16 protein-coding genes are annotated in these 19,278 nt (G+C 64.1%); 12 read left to right on the top strand and 4 right to left on the bottom strand.

The features are described from left to right. Positions 1 to 5 precede the first annotated feature (5 nt). Together RAD10_RS09725 and RAD10_RS09720 are read left to right on the top strand one after the other, a co-directional pair. Entirely contained in the window at positions 6 to 1,196 is a 1,191-nt protein-coding gene (locus RAD10_RS09725) for a dihydrodipicolinate synthase family protein (RefSeq protein ID WP_461617272.1), read from the top strand. Next, complete coding sequence (locus RAD10_RS09720) at positions 1,196 to 2,059, top strand: sugar phosphate isomerase/epimerase family protein (RefSeq protein ID WP_461617271.1); 864 nt, start codon at positions 1,196 to 1,198, stop codon at positions 2,057 to 2,059. The genes RAD10_RS09725 and RAD10_RS09720 overlap by 1 nt, the downstream gene beginning before the upstream one ends. Before the next feature lie 20 nt (positions 2,060 to 2,079). Here RAD10_RS09720 and RAD10_RS09715 read toward each other — a convergent pair whose 3' ends face one another. Continuing rightward, a complete protein-coding gene (locus RAD10_RS09715) occupies positions 2,080 to 2,226 on the bottom strand; it encodes a hypothetical protein (RefSeq protein WP_461617270.1) in 147 nt (48 codons plus the stop codon). A gap of 436 nt (positions 2,227 to 2,662) precedes the next feature. On the opposite strand from RAD10_RS09715, the gene RAD10_RS09710 reads away from it, so the two are divergent. Continuing rightward, entirely contained in the window at positions 2,663 to 2,836 is a 174-nt protein-coding gene (locus RAD10_RS09710; protein WP_165637131.1) for a hypothetical protein, read from the top strand. A 190-nt stretch (positions 2,837 to 3,026) separates the two neighbouring features. On the opposite strand, the gene RAD10_RS09705 is transcribed toward RAD10_RS09710, so the two are convergent. The 3 genes from RAD10_RS09705 to RAD10_RS09695 form a co-directional block, all read right to left on the bottom strand. Beyond that, positions 3,027 to 4,322 carry a Spy/CpxP family protein refolding chaperone gene (locus tag RAD10_RS09705; protein ID WP_461617269.1) on the bottom strand — a complete coding sequence of 432 codons (1,296 nt, stop codon included), beginning with the start codon at positions 4,320 to 4,322 and terminating at the stop codon, positions 3,027 to 3,029. A 663-nt stretch (positions 4,323 to 4,985) separates the two neighbouring features. Beyond that, entirely contained in the window at positions 4,986 to 6,200 is a 1,215-nt protein-coding gene (gene rocD / locus RAD10_RS09700; protein ID WP_461617268.1) for an ornithine--oxo-acid transaminase, read from the bottom strand. Positions 6,201 to 6,394: 194 nt separating this feature from the next. Beyond that, entirely contained in the window at positions 6,395 to 7,615 is a 1,221-nt protein-coding gene (locus RAD10_RS09695; RefSeq protein WP_461617267.1) for a cytochrome P450, read from the bottom strand. A 105-nt stretch (positions 7,616 to 7,720) separates the two neighbouring features. On the opposite strand from RAD10_RS09695, the gene RAD10_RS09690 reads away from it, so the two are divergent. The 9 genes from RAD10_RS09690 (at position 7,721) to cnbZ (ending at position 19,187) form a co-directional block, all read left to right on the top strand. Continuing rightward, positions 7,721 to 8,263: a phosphonopyruvate decarboxylase gene (locus tag RAD10_RS09690; protein WP_028143453.1), complete on the top strand. Its 543-nt coding sequence runs from the start codon at positions 7,721 to 7,723 to the stop codon at positions 8,261 to 8,263. After that, positions 8,260 to 8,850 carry a thiamine pyrophosphate-dependent enzyme gene (locus tag RAD10_RS09685; RefSeq protein ID WP_461617266.1) on the top strand — a complete coding sequence of 197 codons (591 nt, stop codon included), beginning with the start codon at positions 8,260 to 8,262 and terminating at the stop codon, positions 8,848 to 8,850. Before RAD10_RS09690 ends, RAD10_RS09685 begins: the two co-directional genes overlap by 4 nt. Before the next feature lie 161 nt (positions 8,851 to 9,011). Then, on the top strand, positions 9,012 to 9,698 hold the full coding sequence (locus tag RAD10_RS09680; RefSeq protein WP_461617265.1) for a TetR/AcrR family transcriptional regulator: 687 nt from the start codon (positions 9,012 to 9,014) through the stop codon (positions 9,696 to 9,698). Between the two features lies 1 nt (position 9,699). Next, the gene (locus RAD10_RS09675; protein WP_461617264.1) at positions 9,700 to 10,893 is read left to right on the top strand and encodes an efflux RND transporter periplasmic adaptor subunit; all 1,194 of its coding nucleotides are present in this window, start codon (positions 9,700 to 9,702) and stop codon (positions 10,891 to 10,893) included. 71 nt (positions 10,894 to 10,964) lie between these two features. Next, positions 10,965 to 14,060, top strand: coding sequence for a MexW/MexI family multidrug efflux RND transporter permease subunit (locus tag RAD10_RS09670; RefSeq protein ID WP_038972774.1), 3,096 nt, complete (start codon positions 10,965 to 10,967; stop codon positions 14,058 to 14,060). A 155-nt stretch (positions 14,061 to 14,215) separates the two neighbouring features. Further along, on the top strand, positions 14,216 to 16,798 hold the full coding sequence (locus RAD10_RS09665) for a sensor histidine kinase (RefSeq protein ID WP_461617263.1): 2,583 nt from the start codon (positions 14,216 to 14,218) through the stop codon (positions 16,796 to 16,798). Next, positions 16,795 to 17,184: a response regulator gene (locus tag RAD10_RS09660; protein WP_018315558.1), complete on the top strand. Its 390-nt coding sequence runs from the start codon at positions 16,795 to 16,797 to the stop codon at positions 17,182 to 17,184. Before RAD10_RS09665 ends, RAD10_RS09660 begins: the two co-directional genes overlap by 4 nt. Then, the gene (locus tag RAD10_RS09655) at positions 17,181 to 18,431 is read left to right on the top strand and encodes an adenylate/guanylate cyclase domain-containing protein (protein WP_461617262.1); all 1,251 of its coding nucleotides are present in this window, start codon (positions 17,181 to 17,183) and stop codon (positions 18,429 to 18,431) included. Before RAD10_RS09660 ends, RAD10_RS09655 begins: the two co-directional genes overlap by 4 nt. A gap of 9 nt (positions 18,432 to 18,440) precedes the next feature. After that, the gene (cnbZ, locus tag RAD10_RS09650) at positions 18,441 to 19,187 is read left to right on the top strand and encodes a 2-amino-5-chloromuconate deaminase CnbZ (protein ID WP_461617261.1); all 747 of its coding nucleotides are present in this window, start codon (positions 18,441 to 18,443) and stop codon (positions 19,185 to 19,187) included. The last annotated feature ends 91 nt before the right edge of the window (positions 19,188 to 19,278 follow it).

Raw genomic sequence — 19,278 nt, 5'->3', positions numbered from 1 at the left:
GATCAATGAACAAGCCCGTCCTGCCGATGTCGTCATTGTCGCTGAAGCTGCCGAAGGCCGATCGGTCCATCGAGACCTACCGCCTTGCGGCCTCACGTACGTTTCCCGCTAAGCTCGAAGGCCCCTTGAACCGCATCGCCTTCTCGGCCGTGCACACGGTCGTCGATCCCTTCGCGGACAACGATCCCTGGCTGTCGGCTGCCGTCGACTGGGACAAGACCATCGCCTTCCGCGAGCACGTCTGGGACCTTGGTCTTGGCGTTGCCGAAGCCATGGACACCGCTCAGCGCGGCATGGGGCTGGACTGGCCGACTTCGCTGGAGCTGATCACGCGCTCGGTCGCCGCCGCCAAGCGCCGCAACGCGCTGGTGTTCTCCGGCGCCGGCACGGACCATCTCGCGGTCGAGGATGCCAGGAGCCTCGACGACGTGATCCGCACCTATGAGGAGCAGATCTCGGCGGTGGAGAAGGTCGGTGGCCGCATCATCCTGATGGCATCGCGCGCGCTGGCGAAACTCGGCCGCAACGCCGATGACTACGCCAAGGTCTATGATCGCGTGCTGTCGCAGGTCCGCGAGCCCGTGATCATCCACTGGCTCGGCGACATGTTCGATCCGGCGCTGACGGGTTATTGGGGCACCGGGGATCTCGACGAGGCGATGGACACTGCGGTCGCCATCATCAACGGCAACGCCGCCAAGGTCGACGGCGTCAAAGTGTCGCTGCTCGACAAGCAGCGCGAGATCGACATGCGCCGTCGCCTCGACAAGCGCATCAAGATGTACACCGGCGATGACTTCAATTATGCGGAGCTGATCGCCGGCGACGAGCAGGGTTTTTCACACGCGCTGCTTGGTATTTTTGACGCCATTGCGCCGGCGGCATCCTACGCACTGTCACGACTGGCGGCCGGCGACGAAGCCGGATTCCACGACGTGCTGGGGCCGACAGTGCCGCTGTCGCGCCACATCTTCAAGGCGCCGACGCGGTTCTACAAGACCGGCGTGGTGTTCATGGCGTATCTCAATGGCCACCAGGACCATTTCACCATGGTCGGGGGACAGGAGAGCACGCGCTCCACGTTGCATCTGGCCGAGCTGTTCCGTCTGGCCGACAAGGCCGGCCTGCTCGCCAACCCTGAACTCGCGACGCAGCGGATGAAGACCGTGCTCGCCACCCACGGTATCGAATCCTGATGCGCGATTTTTCGTCCGACCACCGCTGGTTGTCGCTGAACACGGCGACCGTCCGCAAACAGGGTGACCTCGTCGAGATCATCAACGCCTGTGCAAAGCAAGGCATCCGTGCGATCGATCCCTGGCGCGATCAGGTCGCATCCGTCGGTATCGAGCGCGCCGCGCGCGCGGTGCGCGATGCCGGCCTCGAGCTCTCAGGCTATTGCCGCGGCGGCATGTTCACCTCGGACGCATCGCGCCGAGGCGAGGTGCGCGACGACAACAGGCGCTGCGTCGATGAAGCCAAGGCGCTGGGCGCGCCCTGCATCGTCCTCGTCGTCGGCGGCCTGCCGCAATATTCGCGGCCGGGCAGCGAGGTGTCGAAGGACATCGCGGCGGCGCGCGGGCAGGTCGAGGAGGCTCTCGCCGATATGCTCGACTATGCCAGGCAGGCAAACCTGCCGCTGGCCATCGAGCCGCTACATCCGGCCTATGCGGCTGACCGCGCCTGTGTGAACACCACGAAGCAGGCACTCGATATCTGCGACCGGCTCGATCCTGCTCGCAGCGGCATGCTCGGCGTCGCGCTCGACGTCTATCACATCTGGTGGGACCCGGAGCTGATGAGGCAGATCGCGCGCGCCGGCAAGGATCGCCTGCTCGCGTTCCATGTCTGCGACTGGCTGGTGCCGACAAAGGACATCCTCAACGACCGCGGCATGATGGGCGACGGCGTCATCGACATCAAATCAGTGCGTGCGGCGGTCGAGGCGGAGGGCTTTGCTGGCTATTCCGAGATCGAGATCTTCTCCAACGCCTGGTGGAGCAGGCCAATGGGCGAGGTGCTGCAGACCTGCATCGCGCGTCATAAGACGGTGGTGTAGAGTTACCACGAGTGCGGCCCCTACGGGCTTGCGAGCTGTTGCTGCGTGTTGAAGCGGGCCTTCTGCTCGCTGTTCGGCGTCGCATAGAACTCGTCCAGCGCAAGTTCGCCCCGCTGGTGAAGCAGCGAGCTGGTCGGAGTACCACCAAAGATGTGGTGGACTACCATCAGCTTTCAGGCAGAATGTCATCATGCCGATGCCGCAGCCTCGCCACAGTCTGTGCCAGATCGGATGCGGTAATCAGTGGCATCAACGATCAGCAGGGGCGGCGGATGTACCCATGCCTGTTGATCTTGAATGGCCCCGACGTGCAACCGTCGGGGCCATTGCCGTGATCGGCGTGACATAGCTGGTAGCTTTGCCGAAGGCACCAGCGTGCTTTATTGCGGCGAAAGACCGCCAAGGACGATCTGCAATTCAATGCGCGGGGCCAAACTGGTTTGCGATTCGAATTTGCCGGGCACGGCCATCCGCTGAAAAGTCGGGCGATTGCGCTATCATTGATTCACCGTCAAACACCGGACTATCACCCGTCAATTCGATCTGCGAAGCTGTGACAACACAAATGCGCTTGCAAACAAGCAAGCGTGAAGGAGGGTCGCAGTGGATAAGGTGCAGCGTTTGCGTGCGATGAGCTCACTGTGCCGCCAACAGGCAGCGTACAACAGCATGAACAAATGGAAGCTGCTCGCGGAAGCGGAATACTGGGATCATCTGGCTAATCTCGAGTTGTCTTCTCACTTCGAGCAATGCAACGCGATCCCAAGCGCGAATTAGGCTGGGCGGAAGACGATTTCCTCGTGAGGTCGGAAACGAGGCAGTCGCTTGCGTTACGTGCCGCCGCACTCTCGCAGAGAGTGCGCGCAGGGACATGCATGGTCTCGTCGAGCTTTGAAGCAGGACGATTAACGTCACCCCGCTTCGTTCGACCGCGGCGCAAATTGCAGCGAGAGAACGCGATGCATCCTCACGGCCCCGCGACCTGTTGCAGCGTGTTGAAGCGCGCCTTCTGCTCGCTGCTCAGCGTGGCATAGAACTCGTCCAGCGCAGGCTCTACCAGCTTGGCGGCCGTCAGCATCGCCTCAAGCCGGTGCTGCATCGCCTCCAGCCGTCCGACCGGCGTCAGCGGCACATCGTTCGGGCAAGCCGCTTGCAAGCCTTCAACGCCTTTGGCTGTCGCTTCACTGAGGCGGTCGAGCGCCTCTTTCTGCTTGCCGGCGGGGTGGAGCACGGCCTCGATCCTTTGCATCGGCAGCTGGGTCAGGCCGGATTTCGGATCGCCGCAGCCCTCGACGTTGGCTTGCTGCTGCGGCGAGCGCTCGCCGATATTCGGACCGAGCGCATTGAAGCCGGCCTGCTGCTCGTCACTGAGCGAGTTGTAAAAATTCTCCAGTGCCGGTCGCACGATCTTGACGGCTTCAAGCGTCGCGCTGATGCGGTTCATCATCGCGCGCAGGCGGCCAGGGGGAGTCAGTGCATAAGTCTCCGCGCAGGAGTCCTTGAACACGCCGGCAGCGTTGGCCGCCGCGGTCTTCAATTCGTCGAGCAGTGCGCGTTGCTCCGGCGCCGGCCGCACCGCTTTCGCGATATCGGCAAGCGGCCAGGCGGTGACGCCCTTGTCCGGTGTGCCGCACAATTGCTGTAGCGTTTGCGGGCTCACGCTCGCGCGCGGACGGGCGCGGCTGCTGCCACCGGCTTGCGGATAGTCATAAGGGTTGGTGCTGGCATAGGCGGAATAGGGGCCGTCACCACCCCAGAACACGGTGTCGACGAAGTCGTCATAGGCGTATGCCCAATAGCCGGGCTCGTAGCCATAGGACCAGAACGTGTAATTGAAAATGTCGGAATAAGCGTAAGGCCAGAACACGGGCCCAAGCCACGCCACGAACACCGCGGGATGGCGGTGTCGCCAGGCCTGTCGGGGAGCCCAGCCGCTCTGGCGGGCGGTGAGCGCTGCCTGCGCTTGCGCGGGGGCCTGCTCGCGGAAGCGCTCGGCAAATCGCCCGCGCTCGGCCGCCTGCACGGCGGCGGCAGTGGCAGCTCGCCCAACTGTGGTGGACTCGGGGGCCAACCGCTGCAGGCGCGCCTGATCGCGCTGCTGCATGCTCTGTTCGCGCTGGAGCAGGCGGTTCTGCGTCTGCAGCGTCCGCTCCTGTGCACGTTGCGCCCGCACGCCTTCCGGCTTCTGCGACTGCAATTGCTGCACGCGCTGTTGCATCCGATCGATGCGGCTCTGCCGTTCCGAGCTCTGACGTGTGAGCATCTCGCGCTGCCGCTGCTGCACGATTTGCTGTCGCTGCTGGATCTGCTGCTGATGTTGCTGCGCGCGCTGCTCAATCCGCTCCTGTCGCGACGGCCGCGCGCTCACAGCCGGTGGCGCGCTTGGGCGCGATGGGGCGGCGATATGCGGCGTCGGCCGCGGGGCCATGGCCGGACGTTGCGGCGCTGCCGGCGCCCGGTGGAATTCAGGTCGCGGCGCCGCCACGTGCGGGGCCGCTCGCGGCGGTGGTGCTGCAAAGCGGGGGGCCGGACGCGGCGGCGGTGCGGCGATGTGGGGCGCCGGGCGGTGCGGCGCCATGGCCGGTCGCTGCGGCATGGCCGGTGGATGGAACGCCGGGGCGGCGGGACGTGCCATGGCTGGCGGTGCCGCCGGACGGGCCATGGCCGGTGGTGCTGCCGGCCGTGCTGCCGGCGCTGCGGCTGGACCGGCAGGTCCGCCCCTTCCATGTCCATGGCCGGGTCCTTGGGCGAGCGCGCCGACGCTCGTCAGCATCGAGACACCAACTAAAGCAGCCGTAAGGCAAGCGCCATGCGGAAGCATGATTGTCGCTCCCAGCTCGTAATCGCCCACGACGTTCAACGCGCAGCTGGCGGAATCGTTCGTTGCTGGCCGCGGCCGGCATTGCGATCTTCCGACGCAGGCAGCTCAGGAGAAATCCTGCGTCAGGGCGGTGGTGAGCCGCTCCAGCGCCCAGTCGACCTGGTCGCTTGTGATCACCAGCGGCGGAGCGATGCGGATCGTTTGCTCGTGAGTATCCTTGGCGAGGATGCCCATGCCCTGAAGCGCCTCGCAGTAGCGGCGGGCGCGGCCGGCCTCGGGATGCAGCTCGACCGCCAGCATCAAGCCGCGTCCGCGCACCTCGCGGATCGTGTTGGCACGAATGTCTTTCAAGCCTTCCAGAAAGCGCGCGCCCTGCCTGGCCGCGTTCTCGATCATGCCTTCCTCGGTCAGCACGCGCAGCGCCGCGCGCGCCACCGCGCAGGCAAGCGGATTGCCGCCAAACGTCGAACCGTGCTGGCCGGGCCTCAATGTCCCGAGCACGTCGTTGTTCGAGAGCACGGCCGACACCGGATAGAAGCCGCCGGACAAGGCCTTGCCGAGCAGCGTCACGTCCGCCTCGATTCCCTCGTGCTGTTCGGCGAGAAGCTTGCCGGTGCGGCCGAGCCCGGTCTGGATCTCGTCGAGCACCAGCATCAAATTGTTGGCGGTGCAGAGCTCCCGCACCTCAGTGAAATAGCCGGCTGGAGGAAGGATGACACCGGCTTCGCCCTGGATCGGCTCGACCAGAAAGGCGACCGTGTTTGGGGTGATTGCCTCCGCCAGCGCCGCGGCGTCGCCGAACGGGATGATCTTGAAGCCCGGCGCGAACGGTCCGAAATGTGTGCGTGTGTCGGGGTCGGTTGAAAAGCCGACGATACCCAACGTGCGTCCGTGGAAATTATTGGCACAGACGATGATCTCGGCCTGGCCGTCCGGCACGCCCTTCACCTCATAGCCCCATTTGCGCACCGACTTGATCGCGCTTTCGACCGCCTCGGCGCCGCTGTTCATCGGCAGCACCTTGTGGGAGCCGGTGAGCGCCGCGATCTCTTCGTAGAAGGGGGCGAGCTGGTCGTTGTGGAAGGCGCGCGAGGTCAGCGTCAGCCTGTGCGCCTGTTCCACCATCGCCGCCAGGATCTTGGGGTGGCAGTGGCCCTGGCTGACCGCCGAATAGGCCGAGAGGCAATCGAGATAGCGGTTGCCTTCGGTATCCCAGACCCAGACACCTTCGCCGCGCGACAGGACGACCCCGATCGGCTCGTAATTGTGGGCCCCAAAGCGTGCTTCCGTTGCGACGAAATCAATGACCGACGCGCTCATCTGTCGTCACTCCATTGCTGCGCGCGGCGGTGCCAACCGACTGCACCGCCGGCCCTCAGCTTGATCTGGGTATCAACTTGCCGCCTTGGAAGTCTTCATCCTTCCGATGGTGTAGCCCGATCTGATTTGCTTAAAGTATCAGAGGGTTCTCTACTGTGCATGGGGTTGTTTTCGCAGTTTTTAGTGTCGAGCCCTCAGCGAAGCGCACACGGCACGCTCAAGAAGCCACGAAACCGCACCCGTCCGCCCCGCACCGGCTGGCCGCTCACGGCATAGTTCGGGAAGCGCGCCAGGAAGCGCGAGATCGCAATCGCGCCTTCGAGCCGCGCCAGCGCCATGCCGGCGCATTGATGCGCGCCGGTGGCGAAGGCGAGATGCCGGTTCGGCGTGCGCGCGATGTCGAAGCTCTCGGGGTCCGGAAACTGCGCGGGATCGCGGTTGGCCGCCCCGATGCACAGCGTCACCGACGTGCCGGAATCGAGCGTGACGCCGCCGAGCTCGACCTTCTCCGTGGTCATGCGGTTGCCGAGTTGGTTCGAGCTCTCGTAGCGCAGCATCTCTTCGACGGCGGTCTTGATCATGTCGGGATTGCCGATCAGGCGCTGCTTCTGGTCGCGATTGCGGTCCAGCGCCACGAGGCCGTTGCCGATCAGATTGGTGGTGGTCTCGTGGCCGGCATTGAGCAGGAAGATGCAATTGTGCAGCAGTTCCTTCTCGGTCAGCCGCTCGCCGTTTTCCTCACCCTGGATCAGGCGCGTCAGCACATCGCGCTCGGGATTGCCCGGCTTGTCGCGCCGGCGTGCCACCAGCGTCTGGAGATAGCTGAGAAAATCCGTCACCGCCTTGTTGCCGCGCGCGGCGACCTCGGGCGACACCACAGGTTCGAGCGCACCAAGGATCGCCAGCGACCAGTCGCGCAGCGGTCCGCGTTCCTCATGAGGCACGTCGAGCAGATTGCCGATCACCTCGATGGGAATGGACGCGGCGAAATCCTCGATCAGCTCGCAAGCGCCTTTGGCCGCGATGGCGTCGAGCAAGCCGTCCACCAGCTTGACGATGTCAGACTCCATGCCGGCGATCGCCCGCGGCGACAGCGCGCCCATGATCAGGCGGCGCACGCGGGTATGCGCCGGCGGATCGTTGAAGACGAGACTGGTGGTGTGATGCTCGTAGAGCGGGGTGTCGCCGTATTTCGGCGCGAACTCACGCTTCTTGTCCGAGCTGAACGACTTGGTGTTCTTGTAGGTGGTGACGAGATCGTCATAGCGGGTCAGGAACACGGTGCCGTTCGGCAGGCGCTTGACCGGCTCGTTCTCCCGCAGTGCACGATAGGTCGGGTAAGGGTCGTCGTAAAACTCCGGCGTCAGCTTCTCAAGGTCGAAGCTTGCCGCCAGCGCCTTCGCATCTGCGTTCATCCCGTTATACTCGCCGGTTAAAGCCGTTATGCCGTTTTTGTTGTTCTGGTCGGCGCATTCATGCGTCTACAGTCTTCCCACCTTGCTAGCCGACCGGACAGGAAAATGCACGCACGCGCTGACGCTGCCGACACGGCGCCGAATTGGCCCGACGATATTTTCGCGACCCTGCAACGCTTCGATATCCGGCAGGTGCCTTACGTGCCGGATGCCGGCCATTCGAGGCTGATCCAGCGCGTGCTGGCCTCCTCCACCATGCGCGGCATTCCGCTCACGACGGAGGAGGAGGGCGTGGCGCTTCTCGCCGGCGCCTGGGCCGGTGGACAACGCGGCGTCTTGCTGATGCAGTCGAGCGGCGTCGGCAATTGCATCAACATGCTGTCGCTGATCCCGATCCTGCGCTTTCCGTTCCTGACGCTGGTGACCATGCGCGGCGAGTGGGGCGAGTTCAATCCGTGGCAGGTACCGATGGGTTCGACCACGCAGGGCGTGTTCGAACTGTCGGGTGTCCAGGTGCTGCGGGCCTCGAACGCAGCCGAGGTGCCGGCCGTGCTCGAAGCCGCTGCGTCGCAAGCCTACAACGCGCTCACGCCCACCGCCGTCCTTCTGTCGCAGCGCCTGATCGGCGCCAAGGTTTTCACCAAATGAGCAAGGCCAATCTCCTCGACCGTCGGCAGGTGGTGTCCACGCTGCTTGCGAACCGCAAGGACGTCGTCGCGATCGGCGGCCTCGGGGCCTCGACCAACGACATGTGCGCGGCCGGCGACCACGCCCGCAATTTCTACCTTTGGGGTGGCATGGGCGGCGCCGCGATGATCGGGCTCGGCCTCGCCCTGGCGCAGCCAAAATTGCCGGTGCTGGTCATCACCGGCGACGGCGAGATGCTGATGGGCATGGGCAGCCTTGCCACCATCGGGTTGCAAAAGCCGTCCAACCTCTCGATCGCAGTGCTCGACAACGAGGCCTATGGCGAAACGGGCGGCCAGACCAGCCACACCTCGGCCGCCGCGGACCTCGTCGGCGTCGCCAGGGCCTGCGGCATCGGGGATAGCCGGGCCGTCACGACCATGGCGGAGGTCGAGGCCTTCGCCCAAGCCGTCCACGACGTCTCTGCGGGGCCTCGCTTTGCCAATATGAAGATCGACAGCGCCAGCCTGGAGCGGATTTTGCCAAGCCGGGACGGGACGTACATCCTCAACCGGATCCGCGGCGACCTAGGCTTCCAGCCAATCTAGGGCGGGCCTGTCCATTCCCCACCGGCGCCCAGGTCCTGCACGGAAGCCGTGCAGGCGGGGCCAATTTCCACTGAATTAACGACGCACTCAGGTTGCGATGCAACATAGTGCTTGACTTTTGCGTGGGTGAGTGCTTACTCACTAGCATGAGCTCATTGCGTATGACGAGCGACCTGAGGCGTCAATTGATCCTCGGAGCCGCGAAACGCTGCTTTGCCCGACATGGCTATACCGGCACCACGACCAAGAGCGTGGCGGCCGCCGCTGCCATTTCCGAGGCGTTGCTGTTCAAGCATTTCCCGTCCAAGGCCGCCCTCTACGCCGAAATCCTCAGCGACGAATGCGAGGCGGACCCGGCACTCACCGAGCTTCTCGAGCGGGAGCCTTCGACCGCCACGCTGGTCGAGGTGATCCGCGGCATGGTCGAGCATTTCCTGCACATCGCTGATGGTCCCGATCAGGAAGAGGCCCAGCGCCTGCGGCTGATGGCCACCAGCCATTTGGATGATGGCGAATTCGCCCGTTTGCTGTATGCCAAGATCGAGACGCTGATCGGGGCGATCTTCGTCTCCTCGCTCGAACGTGCCGTTGCCGCCGGGGACGCGCGGCTATGCAGCGGCGATCCGCTCAATCTGTTCTGGTTTGCGCATCACTCGGTGATGACTGCGGCGCTGACCAGGCTGCCGGCCACGCCTTGCCTCGCTTACGGCAAGGCTGACGATCTCGAGCGGCAGCTGTGTGAGTTTCTCCTGAGGGGTATCGGACTTAACGACGCCGCAATTGCTTCGCATCTGGGCCACAATCAGGCCGCGGATGCCGGCAAGGCGGCGATTGCAGAGAGTGCATGACATGAACATCGTAACCGAACACAAGATTTCGGGCGAACCGATCGACAACAAGGCTCCCAAGCGTCCGGTCCGGCCGGTGCTCTGGTTCATCATCGTCGGCACGCTCCTGGCGGTGCTGGTCGGCGGCCTCGTCTGGTTCAATTATTTCCGCGGCCAGATGATCAAGCAGTTCTTCGCCAACAACAAGCCCCCGCCGACCGCGGTCAGCGCGGCAGAGGCCAAGTCCGAGGTGGTGCCGAACTTGCTCACCGCGGTCGGCGGCCTCGTCGCCGTGCACCAGGTCGACGTCAGCGCCGACGTCAACGGCCGCGTCACCGAGATCAAGTTCGCGCCGGGCACGCGGGTCGAAGCCGGCACGCCGCTGGTCCAGCTGTTCGACGCACCGGAGCAGGGCGATCTTGCCAATTACAAGGCCCAGGCGACCGTGGCGCAGCTGTCACTCGATCGCGCCAAGCAGCTGGCCTCGCGCCAGTTCGGTCCGCAGGCGACCGTCGATAACGCGCAGGCCGCCTACGACCAGGCGCAAGCCGGTATCGCCAAGACCGAAGCGCTGATCTCGCAGAAGCTGGTGCGCGCGCCGTTCTCCGGTGATCTCGGCATGCGCAAGGTCGAGGTCGGTCAATATCTGACGGCGGGTACGGCGATCGTGTCGCTGACCGACCTTTCCGAGCTGTGGGCCAACTTCACCGTGACGGAAAAGGATTCCGGCAGCCTCAAGGTCGGCCAGACGGTCAGGTTGAAGGTCGATGCCTATCCGGGCCGCATCTTCGAAGGCAAGATCACCACGATCGAACCGCAAATCTCGACCGACACCCGCAATATCCGCGTGCAGGCGACGATCGCCAATCCGGAGAAGATCCTGAAGCCCGGCATGTTCGTGACCACCACGGTGGTGCTGCCGGACAAGCCGGCCGTGATCACCGTTCCGGAGACGGCGGTCGACTACACGCTGTACGGCGACTCGGTGTTCGTGATCACCGAGAAGAAGGAAGCCGACGGCAAGACCAGCCTGTCCGCGGTGCGCACCTTCGTGCAGACCGGCAATCGGGTCGAAGGTCGCGTCGAAATCATCAAGGGCGTGAAGGCGGGCGACAAGGTCGTTGCCGTCGGCCAGCTCAAGCTGCAATCGGGTGCAGCGGTGTCGATTTCGACCGACCCGGCTCCGCAGATCCCGGCGCAGCCGCCGCGCTACTGATCCATTGGCACTCAAGTGATCCGGCTCGGCCGGATCACTTTTCTTGAGACATATAAATCGAGATCGCCGCGATGCGCTTTACCGACATTTTCATCAAACGCCCGGTTCTGTCGGTCGTCGTCAGCCTGTTGATCCTGCTGATCGGCCTGCGCGCGGCGATGGTGCTGCCGATCCGGCAATATCCCAAGCTGTCGAACACGGTCATCAACATCACGACCGTCTATCCGGGTGCGTCCGCGGACCTGATCCAGGGCTTCATCACGACGCCGATCGAGCAGGCGGTCGCGTCCGCCGAGGGCGTCGACTACATCACCTCGTCCTCGGTGCTCGGCACCTCGACGATCCAGGTCTACATCAAGCTGAACTTCGATCCGAACCAGGCTCTCACCGAGGTGCTGGCGAAGACGAATTCGGTCAAATACCTGATCCCGAAGGAATCCAACGACCCGATCGTCACCAAGACCACTGGCCAGACCACGGCCGTGATGTATCTCGGCTTCTCGTCCGAGGAGCTCTCGGGCTCGGCGATCTCGGATTATCTGACGCGCGTGGTGCAGCCGGTGCTGTCGACCGTCGACGGCGTGGCTTCCGCCGACATTCTCGGCGGCCAGACCTTCGCGATGCGGCTGTGGCTCGATCCCGAGAAGATGGCCGGCCGCAACGTGTCGCCGGCTGACGTCGCTGCGGCGATCACCGCCAACAACTTCCAGTCCGCGGCGGGCCAGACCAAGGGCTATCTCATCGTCTCGAACGTCTCGACGAACACGGGCCTGACCGACGTCAACCAGTTCAAGAAGATGATCGTCAAGGCCAAGGACGGCGGCTTCGTGCGGATGGAGGACATCGGCACTGTCGAGCTTGCCGCCCAAAGCACGGACGCGAGCGTCGCCTTCAACGGCGAGCACGCGATCTTCATCGGTGTGCAGGCAACCCCGCAGGGCAATCCGCTGACACTGGTCAAGGGCGTGCGCGCGCTGTTCCCCGAGCTCGAGCGCAATCTGCCGCCGTCGATGAAGATGAAGGTCGCCTATGATTCGACCAAGTTCATCCAATCCTCGATCGACGAGGTGGAGAAGACGCTCGGCGAAGCCGTGATCATCGTGATCGTGGTGATCTTCCTGTTCCTGGCGTCGCTGCGGTCGGTCATCATTCCCGTCGTCACCATCCCGCTGTCGATGATCGGCGTCTGCACCCTGATGCTGGCGCTGGGATTCAGCTTCAACCTTTTGACCCTGCTTGCGATGGTGCTCGCGATCGGCCTCGTGGTCGACGACGCCATCGTCGTGGTGGAAAACATCCATCGCCATCTGGAGGAGGGCAAGACGCCAGTCCAGGCGTCGCTGCAAGGCGCGCGTGAAATCGTCGGCCCGGTCATCTCGATGACCATCACGCTCGCCGCGGTGTACGCGCCGATCGGCTTCCTTGGCGGCCTCACCGGTTCGCTGTTCCGCGAATTCGCCTTTACGCTGGCGGGCTCGGTGATCGTGTCGGGCGTGATCGCGCTGACATTGTCGCCGATGATGTGCTCGGTGCTGCTGAAGAACACCGAAGAGGGCCGCTTCGCCAAGGCCGTCAACAAGGTGTTCGGTGCGCTGACGCGCTGGTATGGCCGCAGGCTCGACCGCTCGCTCGACTACAAGGCGATCACGGGCCTGTTCGCGGTGACGATCCTCGGACTCGTCGGCTTCCTCTACATGCACACGTCGAAGGAGCTGGCGCCCGAGGAAGACCAGGGCATCGTGTTCGCGGTGACCAAGGCGCCGAAATACGCCAACATCGACTATGTCGATTTCTACGGCGACAAGCTCGACCACGAATTTTCGAAATTTCCCGAGACCGATCTGCGTTTCGTGCTGAACGGCATCAACGGCCCGCAGGGCGGCATCGCCGGCATGCTGCTCAAGCCCTGGGAGGAGCGCAAGCGCTCGTCGATCCAGTTGAAGCCGCTGGTGCAGGCCGAGCTCTCCAAGATCGAGGGCGTGCAGGCCTTCGCATTCAACCTGCCGCCGCTGCCGGGCGGGCCTGGCGGTCTTCCAGTGCAGATGGTGATCAATTCCACCGCCGGGTTCCAGACGGTCTATGAGCAGATGGAGAAGCTGAAGGACGCTGCGCGCAAGAGCGGCATGTTCATCGTCTCCGACAGCGATCTTGCCTACAACCAGCCGAACGTGAAGGTGACGATCGACCGTACCAAGGCACAAGATCTCGGCGTCAACATGCAGAACCTCGGCGCCACGCTCGCGGTCCTGTTGGGTGGCAACTACGTCAATCGCTTCAATCTGGAGGGCCGGTCCTACCAGGTGATCCCGCAGGTTCCGCGCGCCAAGCGGCTCTCGCCGGAATCGCTCGGCGGCTTCTATGTGACGACCAACACCGGCCAACAGCTTCCGCTGTCGACGGTGGTGTCGATCGAGACCAAGACCGATCCGAACTCGCTGACGCACTACAATCAGCTCAATTCGGCGACGTTCTCGGCCGTGCCGATGCCCGGCGTGACCGTCGGTGCGGCGGTCGACTTCCTCGAAAGCGAGGCCAAGAAGCTGCCGCAAGGTTTCAGCCACGACTATCTCGCGGACTCCAGGCAGTACGTGCAGGAAGGCAATCAGCTCGCGATCACCTTCGGCTTCGCGCTGATCATCATCTTCCTGGTGCTGGCCGCGCAGTTCGAGAGCTTGCGTGACCCGTTGGTGATCATGATCTCGGTGCCGATGGCGATCGTCGGTGCGCTGATCCCGCTGTTCTTCGGCGTGGCGACCATGAACATCTACACCCAGGTCGGTCTGCTCACCCTGGTCGGCCTGATCACCAAGCACGGCATCCTGATGGTGGAGTTCGCCAACGAGCTCCAGGTCAACGAGCGGCTCGACCGCCGCTCGGCCATCGAAATGTCGGCCCGCATCCGCCTGCGGCCGATCCTGATGACGACGGCCGCGATGGTGACTGGCCTGATCCCGCTGCTGACCGCGACCGGCGCGGGCGCGGCCAGCCGCTTCTCGATCGGCCTGGTCGTCGTGGCCGGGATGTCGATCGGCACGCTGTTCACGCTGTTCGTGCTGCCCGCGGTCTACGTGGTGCTGGCGACCGACCATCGCGCGGCGGCCGATTCCGAGCGGAACAAGCAGGTCAACGAGCTCGACCTCGGCTCCAAGGCGCTGCGGCCGACCTGACGCCGTTAACTAGCAAGCGAACCAGAGGGCGGCAGCGGTCATTCCGCTGCCGCCTTTTTCGTTGTGCCCGGGGCGCTGGCGCGGGGTCCAATGGACAGGGCCTTGTCCCGTGCTAGCGAAAGACAAGGTGCCGCCTTCTTGCTAGATTTGGGGGCATGAGCCTTTCCCTTCATCCCGACGCCCCGCAAGCCAGGACGCTGCCGAGCGCGGCTACGGCTGGCGCTGCCTCCGGCGCGGCCGCGGGGCGGGGGATCAGGACCCGGCTGTTCACCAAATATGTCGCTCTGTTCGTGGCCGTCGTGGCCATCGCGCTGCTGGCCAACGGCCTATTCGAGGTCTTCTTTTATTATCGCGAGCACAAGGCTTCGCTGATCCGGGTCCAGCATGAGCAGGCCGAGGCGGCCGCGGCGAAGATCGGCCAGTTCGTCAAGGAGATCGAAAGCCAGCTCGGCTGGACCACGCAACTGCCGTGGTCGGCGGGCTCGATCGAGCAGCGCCGGTTCGACGCGCTGCGGCTGCTGCGCCAGGTCCCCGGGATCACCGAGCTTGCCCAGGTGGACTCGACCGGCAAGGAACGGTTGCGGGTCTCGCGGCTGGCGATGGACGCGATCGAGAGCGGGATCGACCTATCCAATGATCCGAAGTTCACCGCGGCGGTCGCGCACAAGGTCTATTACGGCCCGGTCTATTTCCGCCGGGAGTCCGAGCCCTACATGACGCTGGCGCTAGCCGGCGCGCGCAGGGATGCCGGCGTCAGCATTGCCGAGGTCAATCTCAAGCTGATCTGGGACGTGGTCTCGCAGATCAAGGTCGGGCAGCACGGGCATGCCTATGTGGTCGGCCCGGAAGGGCGCCTAATCGCGCATCCCGATATCAGTCTCGTGCTGCGCAATACCGACATGTCCGGCCTCGCGCAGGTGCGCGCCGCGCAGGCTGCTGGCGGCACCATGCCGGACGCGCTCGAGGAAGCGCGCAACATCCAGGGCCAGAAGGTCTTGACCGCATCGGCGCCGATCGAGCCGCTGCACTGGACCATGTTCGTCGAGCTGCCGGTCGAGGAGGCCTATGCCTCGCTCTACGCCTCGCTGCAGCGGCTTGCGATCGTGCTGCTCGGGGCGTCGATCTTCGCGGTGCTTGCGGGGATATTCCTTGCGCGCCGCATGGTCGGGCCGATCCAGGCGCTGCGCAGCGGCGCCGAACGGATCGGCGGTGGCGACTTCTCCCAGCGCATCTCGATCCGGACGGGCGACGAGCTCGAAGGGCTCGCCGACCAGTTCAACGACATGGGCGCGCGCTTGCAGGAATCCTATGCCGACCTCGAAAACAAGGTCGAACGGCGAACAGCGGAATTGAGCGAGTCTCTCCAGCAGCAGACGGCGACCGCCGACGTGCTGAAGGTCATCAGCCGCTCGGCGTTCGATCTGCAAACCGTGCTGAATACGCTCGTCGGATCGGCCGCCCGCTTGTGTGACGCCGACGAGGGAACGATCTTTCGACCGCGCGATGGCGTTTTCTATTTGGCGGCAAGCTGCGGCCTCGATGCGGAGCAGGAAAGCAAGCTTCGGACCTTTGCTTCTTTACCAGAACGGGGAAGTGTGGTCGGGCGTACGCTGCTCGAAGCCAAGACGGTTCACGTCCCCGATGTGCAGGCCGATCCGGACTATGCACCCTCATCCGCGCGAAGGCGGTCCAATGTGCGTACGATGCTCGGTGTCCCCCTGCTTCGAGAAGGATCGCCAATCGGCGTGTTCGTCTTGACGCGACATATGGTGCGTCCCTTCAGCGAGAAGCAAATCGAACTCGCCACGACCTTTGCAGACCAAGCCCTTATCGCGATCGAAAATGTTCGATTGTTCGAGGAGGTTCAGGAACGCACGACAGAGTTGTCGCGATCTCTCGACGACCTGCGCGCCGCTCAGGATCGCCTGATCCAGACCGAGAAGCTTGCCTCGCTCGGTCAGCTCACCGCCGGCATCGCTCACGAGATCAAGAATCCGCTCAACTTCGTCAACAATTTCTCCGCGGTCTCCACCGAGCTGATCGACGAGCTCAAGGAGGCCCTGCAATCGGCTGCGCTCGACGGTAAGACCAGGGAGGAGGTCGACGAGCTGACCGGCATACTCAGGAGCAATCTCGAGAAGGTGGTGCTGCACGGCAAGCGCGCCGATTCCATCGTCAGGAACATGCTGTTGCATTCGCGCGAGGGCTCCGGCGAGCATCGGGCGGTCGACATCAATGCGGTCGTGGAGGAGAGCCTCAATCTCGCCTATCACGGCGCGCGGGCCGAACGTCCCTCCTTCAACGTCACGCTCCAGCGCACGTTCGATCCCGCTGCCGGCATGGTCGACATCTATCCGCAGGAGATCACGCGCGTCTTCCTCAACCTGATCTCGAACGGCTTCTATGCCACGGCAAAACGCAAGGAGAGCGCGGATGAGACCTTCGAGCCGACCTTGAGCGCGGCAACCAAGGATCTCGGCGGCAGGGTCGAGATCCGAATCCGTGACAATGGCACCGGAATTCCGCCCGAGGTGAAGGAGAAGATGTTCAATCCCTTCTTCACCACCAAGCCGGTCGGCGAGGGCACCGGGCTCGGGCTGTCCATGAGCCATGACATCGTCGTGAAGCAGCACGGCGGCACCATCGACGTGAACACCACACAAGGTGTATTCACCGAATTCATCATCACCCTGCCGCGCACGATGGCGGCGGACGGCACTTCCGGAGGCAAGTCGTGAACGTTTACATCCTGGTCGTCGATGACGAGCCCGACGTCGAGGCGCTGTTCCGGCAGCAATTCCGGCGCGAGCTGCGCGCCGGCCGCTTCCAGATGGAGTTTGCCTCCTCCGCGCCAGATGCCCTGAAGCGGGCCGCCGAGGTTCGCGATCCCTCGCTGATCCTGATCCTGTCCGACATCAACATGCCCGGCATGAGCGGGCTCGACATGCTGCCGAAGGTGCGTGCCGCGCATCCGGACGTTCCCGTCATCATGATCACGGCCTATGGCGACGCCGAGACGCGGCGAAAGGCGATCGAGCGCGGCGCCGTCGGCCTCCTCACCAAGCCGATCGACTTTGCCTTGCTGCGGCAGGAGATCGACACGAGGCTCGAGCAAGCCGCATGAGCGCGACCATCCTCTTCGTCGACGACGAGCCGGATCTCGAAGCGCTCGTCCTGCAAAAGTTTCGCAGGCAGATCCGCGACGGACAGGTCGCCATCATATTCGCCCGCGACGGTCTCGAGGCGCTGGCCTCGCTCGAGCAGAATCCGCAGGTCGACATGGTGGTCTCCGATATCAACATGCCCAGGATGGACGGGCTATCGCTGCTCGCGAAACTCCAGGAGGCCGAGGACAAGAAATCGACCATCATCGTCTCGGCCTATGGTGACATGAGCAACATCCGCACCGCCATGAACCGCGGCGCGTTCGACTTCCTGACCAAGCCGATCGACTTTGCCGATCTGGAAGCCACGATCGGGAAGACCATCCGCCATATCGAGATGCTGCGCGAGGTGCGGCGGCGCCAGATGGAAGCCGAGCGCGCCCACGCCGCGCTGTCACGCCATTTCTCGCCCGAGCTTGCCAAGCGTTTGGCCGCCAGCGGCGACGGCGAGGGCATCGAAGTACAGTGGCGCGATGTCGCCACCATCTTCACCGATATTACCGGCTTCACCTCGTTGGTCGAGAGCGCGCCACCCGAGACGTTGGGTAAGTTGCTCAACGAGTATGTCGGCGGCATGACCGAAGTCGTTTTCGTCCATGAGGGCACGGTCGCGAAGATCATCGGCGATGCGATCCAGGTGCTCTTCAACGCGCCCGGCGATCAGCCGGATTATGCCACGCGTGCGGTCGCCTGCGCCCATGAGCTCGACGCCTGGGCGCAGGACTTTCGCAGGCGCCAGAGCGCCATGGGGGTGACCTTCGGTGCCACCCGCATCGGCATTCACGCCGGTCCCGCGCTGGTCGGCAATTTCGGCGGCAATCGCTTCTTCGACTACACCGCCTATGGGGATTCCATCAACATTGCGGCGCGGTTGGAGGCCGCCAACAAGCATCTGGGCACCCGCATTTGCGTCAGCGCCAGCGTCGCCGAGGCGGCCGAGAATTTTCAGGGCCGCCCCGTGGGGGAGCTGATGCTGCGCGGACGCAGCGAGCCGTTGCGCGCCTTCGAGCCGCTGCCACCGGGCAAGTTCGAAGCGCCGGAAACGGCGCTGTATTCGGAGGCTTTCGCCAAGATGGAGGCCGGCGATGCCGCAGCCATGCCGGCCTTTGCCGCGCTGGTCGGCATGCACGCCGACGATTCCCTGGCCGGCTTTCACCTGAAGCGCCTGCTCAACGGCGCCAAGGGCATTCGCATGCAACTGGAATAGGGGTTCGACATGATGCGTGACTTCTCCGCCGGCAATTATCGTTTCATTCCGTCCGTGTTCCAGTATTCGGCAGGCGCGGCCGCGGATGACGGCTACGAAATCGAACGCGTCCGCTTCGACCGTGTGGTCCCGCTCGCGGAAGGGTTTGCGCTGGCGGCTAAATTCATCCAGGAGGCAGGGCGTCCGCTGACGGCGTTCTGTGCCTGCGAGCTGCGTTCACCGGCAGCCTTCAGCGAAGAGGGCTTTCGCGCCTTCAACCTGCACTACGTGAAGACGCTGTCCGAATGGGGCATCTTCGACGGCACCACCAATCCGGTGGCGCGCAGCAATGTCTGTCCCGAGATCGATCCGCCGTCCGAGCCGTCGTTCTATGCGTTCTCGTTCACGCGTCCGACCCGCTCGAAAGCGCCGTCCTTCGTGATATCAGGCGGTGCCGAGGCGCGCGAGGGCAGCGGCACCTATGTCGAGCGCACCGTGCGCTATCGCGACCTCAGCCCGGAGGGGCTGCGGGAGAAGGTGCGCTTCACGACGACGTCGCAGATGGAAAACCGGATGGCGGCTTTCGGCTTCGGCTGGAGCGACACCACCGCGGTGCAGGCCTATTCCGTGCACGACTTCCACCATGCGCTCGTCGACGAACTGGTGCGCCGTGGCGCGTTGCGCTCCGGCCTGACCTGGCATTTCGCCCGCCCGCCCGTGGTCGATCTCGAATACGAGATGGATTGCCGTCGGGTATTGCGGGAAGTGGTGATCTAGAGTTTCTGACGGCAACGCTCTCTCCGTTCCCTCCCCCCTTGTGGGAGAGGGGCAGGGAGGGGGTGCCACACGGGGATTCCCTCCGTGGCGC

This window comes from Bradyrhizobium sp. 23AC (assembly GCF_054863025.1).
This window is presented reverse-complemented; position numbering and strand designations above follow the sequence as displayed.

What these genes read in the sequence shown, in the direction of transcription:
- RAD10_RS09725 (WP_461617272.1), top strand. Translation starts at nt 6, where the DNA reads ATGAACAAGCCCGTCCTGCCGATGTCGTCATTGTCGCTGAAGCTGCCG.
- RAD10_RS09720 (WP_461617271.1), top strand. Translation starts at nt 1,196, where the DNA reads ATGCGCGATTTTTCGTCCGACCACCGCTGGTTGTCGCTGAACACGGCG.
- RAD10_RS09715 (WP_461617270.1), bottom strand. Translation starts at nt 2,226, where the DNA reads ATGGTAGTCCACCACATCTTTGGTGGTACTCCGACCAGCTCGCTGCTT.
- RAD10_RS09705 (WP_461617269.1), bottom strand. Translation starts at nt 4,322, where the DNA reads ATGCTCACACGTCAGAGCTCGGAACGGCAGAGCCGCATCGATCGGATG.
- rocD (WP_461617268.1), bottom strand. Translation starts at nt 6,200, where the DNA reads ATGAGCGCGTCGGTCATTGATTTCGTCGCAACGGAAGCACGCTTTGGG.
- RAD10_RS09695 (WP_461617267.1), bottom strand. Translation starts at nt 7,615, where the DNA reads ATGAACGCAGATGCGAAGGCGCTGGCGGCAAGCTTCGACCTTGAGAAG.
- RAD10_RS09690 (WP_028143453.1), top strand. Translation starts at nt 7,721, where the DNA reads ATGCACGCACGCGCTGACGCTGCCGACACGGCGCCGAATTGGCCCGAC.
- RAD10_RS09685 (WP_461617266.1), top strand. Translation starts at nt 8,260, where the DNA reads ATGAGCAAGGCCAATCTCCTCGACCGTCGGCAGGTGGTGTCCACGCTG.
- RAD10_RS09680 (WP_461617265.1), top strand. Translation starts at nt 9,012, where the DNA reads ATGACGAGCGACCTGAGGCGTCAATTGATCCTCGGAGCCGCGAAACGC.
- RAD10_RS09675 (WP_461617264.1), top strand. Translation starts at nt 9,700, where the DNA reads ATGAACATCGTAACCGAACACAAGATTTCGGGCGAACCGATCGACAAC.
- RAD10_RS09670 (WP_038972774.1), top strand. Translation starts at nt 10,965, where the DNA reads ATGCGCTTTACCGACATTTTCATCAAACGCCCGGTTCTGTCGGTCGTC.
- RAD10_RS09665 (WP_461617263.1), top strand. Translation starts at nt 14,216, where the DNA reads ATGAGCCTTTCCCTTCATCCCGACGCCCCGCAAGCCAGGACGCTGCCG.
- RAD10_RS09655 (WP_461617262.1), top strand. Translation starts at nt 17,181, where the DNA reads ATGAGCGCGACCATCCTCTTCGTCGACGACGAGCCGGATCTCGAAGCG.
- cnbZ (WP_461617261.1), top strand. Translation starts at nt 18,441, where the DNA reads ATGATGCGTGACTTCTCCGCCGGCAATTATCGTTTCATTCCGTCCGTG.